Annotated in this window: 2 tRNA genes and 3 rRNA genes; all 5 read right to left on the reverse strand. The window is 50.0% G+C overall.

Annotated features, from left to right (window positions below):
* Positions 1-154 precede the first annotated feature (154 nt).
* Positions 155-267 (reverse strand): 5S ribosomal RNA (gene rrf / locus ACSFB7_RS37660).
* A gap of 128 nt (positions 268-395) precedes the next feature.
* Positions 396-3,268 (reverse strand): 23S ribosomal RNA (locus tag ACSFB7_RS37665).
* A 328-nt stretch (positions 3,269-3,596) separates the two neighbouring features.
* Positions 3,597-3,672, reverse strand: a tRNA-Ala gene (locus ACSFB7_RS37670).
* Between the two features lie 29 nt (positions 3,673-3,701).
* Positions 3,702-3,778, reverse strand: a tRNA-Ile gene (locus ACSFB7_RS37675).
* A gap of 79 nt (positions 3,779-3,857) precedes the next feature.
* Positions 3,858-5,392, reverse strand: a 16S ribosomal RNA gene (locus ACSFB7_RS37680).
* The 16S, 23S and 5S rRNA genes sit together here with 2 tRNA genes alongside, the layout of an rRNA operon.
* Positions 5,393-5,987 lie beyond the last annotated feature (595 nt).

The following is a 5,987-nucleotide window of genomic DNA, read 5'->3' on the forward strand; positions in this document are numbered from 1 at the left end:
GGCTCGTTTCTTCGCAATCTCTGAGATTCTGGTTCTCTTTGGTATTTGCGTACGGCCGTTAAAGCGCCCGATCTTTGGCTGAGTGTTTTGGTTTCGGTTTCCCCAATGCAAAAATCCCCAGTCATTGCTGACTGGGGATTTCTGGGCTGTAAGAGCCTGACGATGACCTACTTTCACACGGGAACCCGCACTATCATCGGCGCTGACGCGTTTCACTGTCCTGTTCGGGATGGGAAGGAGTGGTACCACGTCGCTATGGTCATCAGGCATAAAGGGTTGTCTGGCTGATCACATGATCAGTCAAACGAATTCATAGAGTTTGGAATCAGCTTTTGGCGAATTATTTTGAATGCGTCAACTTGGCATAACACCTTGATCAGATTGATCAAAGTTATAGGGTCAAGCCGCACGAGCAATTAGTATCAGTTAGCTTAACGCATTACTGCGCTTCCACACCTGACCTATCAACGTCCTGGTCTTGAACGACTCTTTAGGGGGCTCAAGGCCCCGGCAGATCTCATCTTGAAACGAGTTTCCCGCTTAGATGCTTTCAGCGGTTATCTCTTCCACACTTAGCTACTCGGCAATGCCACTGGCGTGACAACCGATACACCAGAGGTGTGTCCACTCCGGTCCTCTCGTACTAGGAGCAGGCTTCCTCAAATCTGCAGCGCCCACGGAAGATAGGGACCAAACTGTCTCACGACGTTTTAAACCCAGCTCACGTACCTCTTTAAATGGCGAACAGCCATACCCTTGGGACCGGCTACAGCCCCAGGATGAGATGAGCCGACATCGAGGTGCCAAACACCGCCGTCGATATGAACTCTTGGGCGGTATCAGCCTGTTATCCCCAGAGTACCTTTTATCCGTTGAGCGATGGCCCTTCCATACAGAACCACCGGATCACTATGTCCTGCTTTCGCATCTGCTCGACTTGTCAGTCTCGCAGTTAAGCACGCTTATGCCATTGCACTATCGTCACGATGTCCGACCGTAACTAGCGTACCTTCGAACTCCTCCGTTACGCTTTGGGAGGAGACCGCCCCAGTCAAACTGCCTACCATGCACTGTCCCCGATCCAGATAATGGACCTAGGTTAGAACCTCAAACACACCAGGGTGGTATTTCAACGTTGGCTCCACAAGATCTAGCGACCCTGCTTCAAAGCCTCCCACCTATCCTACACAGATCTGTTCAAAGTCCAATACAAAGCTACAGTAAAGGTTCATGGGGTCTTTCCGTCTTTCCGCGGGGAGATTGCATCATCACAAACATTTCAACTTCGCTGAGTCTCAGGAGGAGACAGTGTGGCCATCGTTACGCCATTCGTGCAGGTCGGAACTTACCCGACAAGGAATTTCGCTACCTTAGGACCGTTATAGTTACGGCCGCCGTTTACTGGGACTTCAATCAAGAGCTTGCACCCCATCATTTAATCTTCCAGCACCGGGCAGGCGTCACACCCTATACGTCCACTTTCGTGTTTGCAGAGTGCTGTGTTTTTAATAAACAGTCGCAGCCACCGATTTTTTGCAACCCATTCATGCTTCGTTGTTCACTACACACTAATAGGGCACACCTTCTTCCGAAGTTACGGTGTCAATTTGCCGAGTTCCTTCTCCTGAGTTCTCTCAAGCGCCTTAGAATACTCATCTCGCGCACCAGTGTCGGTTTGCGGTACGGTCGTATATAGCTGAAGCTTAGTGGCTTTTCCTGGAACCTCGTTCAGTCACTTCACCAGCAAGCTGGCTCGATCGTTGGCCTCGGTATATGTGCACCGGATTTGCCTAGTGCACGCCTACATCCAACTAAACCGGGATATCCAACACCCGGATGACCTATTAAGATCCGTCCCCACATCGCACTATATAACGGTACAGGAATATTGACCTGTTTCCCATCAGCTACGCATCTCTGCCTCGCCTTAGGGGCCGACTCACTCTACGCCGATGAACGTTGCGTAGAAAACCTTGCGCTTACGGCGAGGGGGCTTTTCACCCCCTTTAACGCTACTCATGTCAGCATTCGCACTTCTGATACCTCCAGCACGCTTTACAACGCACCTTCACAGGCTTACAGAACGCTCTCCTACCACTTGCAATAAATTGCAAATCCGCAGCTTCGGTAACTGGCTTAGCCCCGTTACATCTTCCGCGCAGGACGACTCGATCAGTGAGCTATTACGCTTTCTTTAAATGATGGCTGCTTCTAAGCCAACATCCTGACTGTTTTAGCCTTCCCACTTCGTTTCCCACTTAGCCAATTTTAGGGACCTTAGCTGGCGGTCTGGGTTGTTTCCCTCTTGAGTCCGGACGTTAGCACCCGGTGCTCTGTCTCCCAAGCTGTACTCATCGGTATTCGGAGTTTGCCTTGGTTTGGTAAGTCGCCATGACCCCCTAGCCAAAACAGTGCTCTACCCCCGATGGTAATACTTGAGGCACTACCTAAATAGTTTTCGGAGAGAACCAGCTATTTCCAAGTTTGTTTAGCCTTTCACCCCTATCCACAGCTCATCCGCTAGTTTTGCAACACTAGTCGGTTCGGACCTCCAGTACCTGTTACGGCACCTTCATCCTGGCCATGGATAGATCACTTGGTTTCGGGTCTACACCCAGCGACTGATCGCCCTATTCGGACTCGATTTCTCTACGGCTTCCCTATTCGGTTAACCTTGCCACTGAATGTAAGTCGCTGACCCATTATACAAAAGGTACGCAGTCACCCCTTACGAGGCTCCTACTTTTTGTAAGCACGCGGTTTCAGGATCTATTTCACTCCCCTCCCGGGGTTCTTTTCGCCTTTCCCTCACGGTACTAGTTCACTATCGGTCAATGATGAGTATTTAGCCTTGGAGGATGGTCCCCCCATATTCAGACAGGATTTCTCGTGTCCCGCCCTACTTGTCGTTAACTTAGTACCACACAGGTCATTTCACGTACGGGGCTATCACCCGCTATGGCCAGCCTTTCCAAGCTGTTCCGTTATGTCTTGTGCTATCACTAACAGGCTCTTCCGATTTCGCTCGCCACTACTTTCGGAATCTCGGTTGATGTCTTTTCCTCGAGCTACTGAGATGTTTCAGTTCACCCGGTTCGCCTCGCATGACTATGTATTCATCATGCGATACCTTTCGGTGGGTTTCCCCATTCGGAAATCTCCGGATCAAAGCTAATTTGCCAGCTCCCCGAAGCTTATCGCAGGCTATCACGTCCTTCGTCGCCTATCATTGCCAAGGCATCCACCACGTGCTCTTATTCACTTGACCCTATAACTTTGACGTTTCTTGCGAAACTACAAAATCATCTCAAGGAATATGTCAGGTCTTTCACCTGACGCGTTATGCCGTTACATTCAAAATTCGATTTGACTCGAAATTGAAGTTTCTTTTGACGCAATCAAAAATTCTATGTTGCTGATGGCACGGTCTGCACTAAACCTTTACGAATGTGCAGTTTCCATCAGCAACGCTGATTCGACTCTATGAATTTTTAAAGAACAGCCGATTGATCAAGAGATCCTGATCAACAACAAAGAAGCCTCTTGCTTTCGCAGGAAGCTGCTTTGGTGTTGAGTATAAGTATCGATTTTGTTATTGGTGGAGGATGACGGGATCGAACCGACGACCCCCTGCTTGCAAAGCAGGTGCTCTCCCAGCTGAGCTAATCCCCCAAAACTCTCACACGAGAAATCAGAAGATTTGGTGGGTCTAGTTGGGCTCGAACCAACGACCCCCGCCTTATCAAGACGGTGCTCTAACCAGCTGAGCTACAGACCCAATCGAGAATCAATGAAGATTTCGACTTCTTCCAACAACCGATAAGTGTGGGCGTTTAAATTAAATTGCTTGTTTCCAGAAAGGAGGTGATCCAGCCGCACCTTCCGATACGGCTACCTTGTTACGACTTCACCCCAGTCACGAACCCTGCCGTGGTAATCGCCCTCCTTGCGGTTAAGCTAACTACTTCTGGCAGAACCCGCTCCCATGGTGTGACGGGCGGTGTGTACAAGACCCGGGAACGTATTCACCGTGACATTCTGATCCACGATTACTAGCGATTCCGACTTCACGCAGTCGAGTTGCAGACTGCGATCCGGACTACGACTGGTTTTATGGGATTAGCTCCCCCTCGCGGGTTGGCAACCCTTTGTACCAGCCATTGTATGACGTGTGTAGCCCCACCTATAAGGGCCATGAGGACTTGACGTCATCCCCACCTTCCTCCGGTTTGTCACCGGCAGTCTCATTAGAGTGCCCAACTGAATGTAGCAACTAATGACAAGGGTTGCGCTCGTTGCGGGACTTAACCCAACATCTCACGACACGAGCTGACGACAGCCATGCAGCACCTGTGTTACGGTTCTCTTTCGAGCACTAAGCCATCTCTGGCGAATTCCGTACATGTCAAAGGTGGGTAAGGTTTTTCGCGTTGCATCGAATTAAACCACATCATCCACCGCTTGTGCGGGTCCCCGTCAATTCCTTTGAGTTTCAACCTTGCGGCCGTACTCCCCAGGCGGTCAACTTCACGCGTTAGCTTCGTTACTGAGTCAGTGAAGACCCAACAACCAGTTGACATCGTTTAGGGCGTGGACTACCAGGGTATCTAATCCTGTTTGCTCCCCACGCTTTCGTGCATGAGCGTCAGTACAGGTCCAGGGGATTGCCTTCGCCATCGGTGTTCCTCCGCATATCTACGCATTTCACTGCTACACGCGGAATTCCATCCCCCTCTACCGTACTCTAGCTATACAGTCACAGATGCAGTTCCCAGGTTGAGCCCGGGGATTTCACAACTGTCTTATATAACCGCCTGCGCACGCTTTACGCCCAGTAATTCCGATTAACGCTTGCACCCTACGTATTACCGCGGCTGCTGGCACGTAGTTAGCCGGTGCTTATTCTTACGGTACCGTCATTAGCCTTCTTTATTAGAAAAGACCGTTTCGTTCCGTACAAAAGCAGTTTACAACCCGAAGGCCTTCATCCTGCACGCGGCATGGCTGGATCAGGCTTTCGCCCATTGTCCAAAATTCCCCACTGCTGCCTCCCGTAGGAGTCTGGGCCGTGTCTCAGTCCCAGTGTGGCTGGTCGTCCTCTCAGACCAGCTACAGATCGAAGGCTTGGTGAGCCTTTACCTCACCAACTACCTAATCTGCCATCGGCCGCTCCATTCGCGCAAGGTCTTGCGATCCCCTGCTTTCATCCGTAGATCGTATGCGGTATTAGCACAGCTTTCGCTGCGTTATCCCCCACGATTGGGCACGTTCCGATGTATTACTCACCCGTTCGCCACTCGCCGCCAGGATTGCTCCCGCGCTGCCGTTCGACTTGCATGTGTAAGGCATGCCGCCAGCGTTCAATCTGAGCCAGGATCAAACTCTATAGTTCGATCTTGATTTTTGCGCCTGACCTCGCGGTCAAGCAAAACTCATAAAAAAAGAAATTAAAGTGAACTTCACTTCTATTCTCATGAGCGTTTTTAAGTCTTGCGACTTGTTCCGAAGAACTTACGCAATTACCTTCAAACGCCCACGCTTATCGGCTGTAAATTTTTAACGAACCCGAAGCAACTTTTCGTTTACTTCGTCTTGCTTGCTGTGATCAGCGAAGCCTTGTAGTCTATCACGATTTTTTAAGTATCGTCAAACTTTTTTCGCTTTCAACATCTTCTTTTCTAGCACCCCGCAACCTTCGCTGCGAGACGCTGAAGCTGTTTCAGCGGAGCCTTCTAGTCTAACACGACTTTTAAAGTCTTATCAAACTATTTTCGCTTTCTTCATCTTCTTTTAGCACCCCGCAACTTTCATCACGAGACGCTGAAGCCGTTTCAGCGAAGCCTTCGATTATGCACTGTTTTTTCAAGCAGCGTCAACTTTCGAAGACTTTTTTCTCAACCGCCTAGCCGCTCGCTCCGAAGAGACTTGAACCACCAGACACGCTTTGCAGCGCGATCAGCTGAGCCCACGAGTATATGACAGTTTTT

Origin of the sequence: Variovorax raffinosi (assembly GCF_051216615.1) — a bacterium.
In the GTDB taxonomy this organism is placed as follows: domain Bacteria; phylum Pseudomonadota; class Gammaproteobacteria; order Burkholderiales; family Burkholderiaceae_C; genus Variovorax.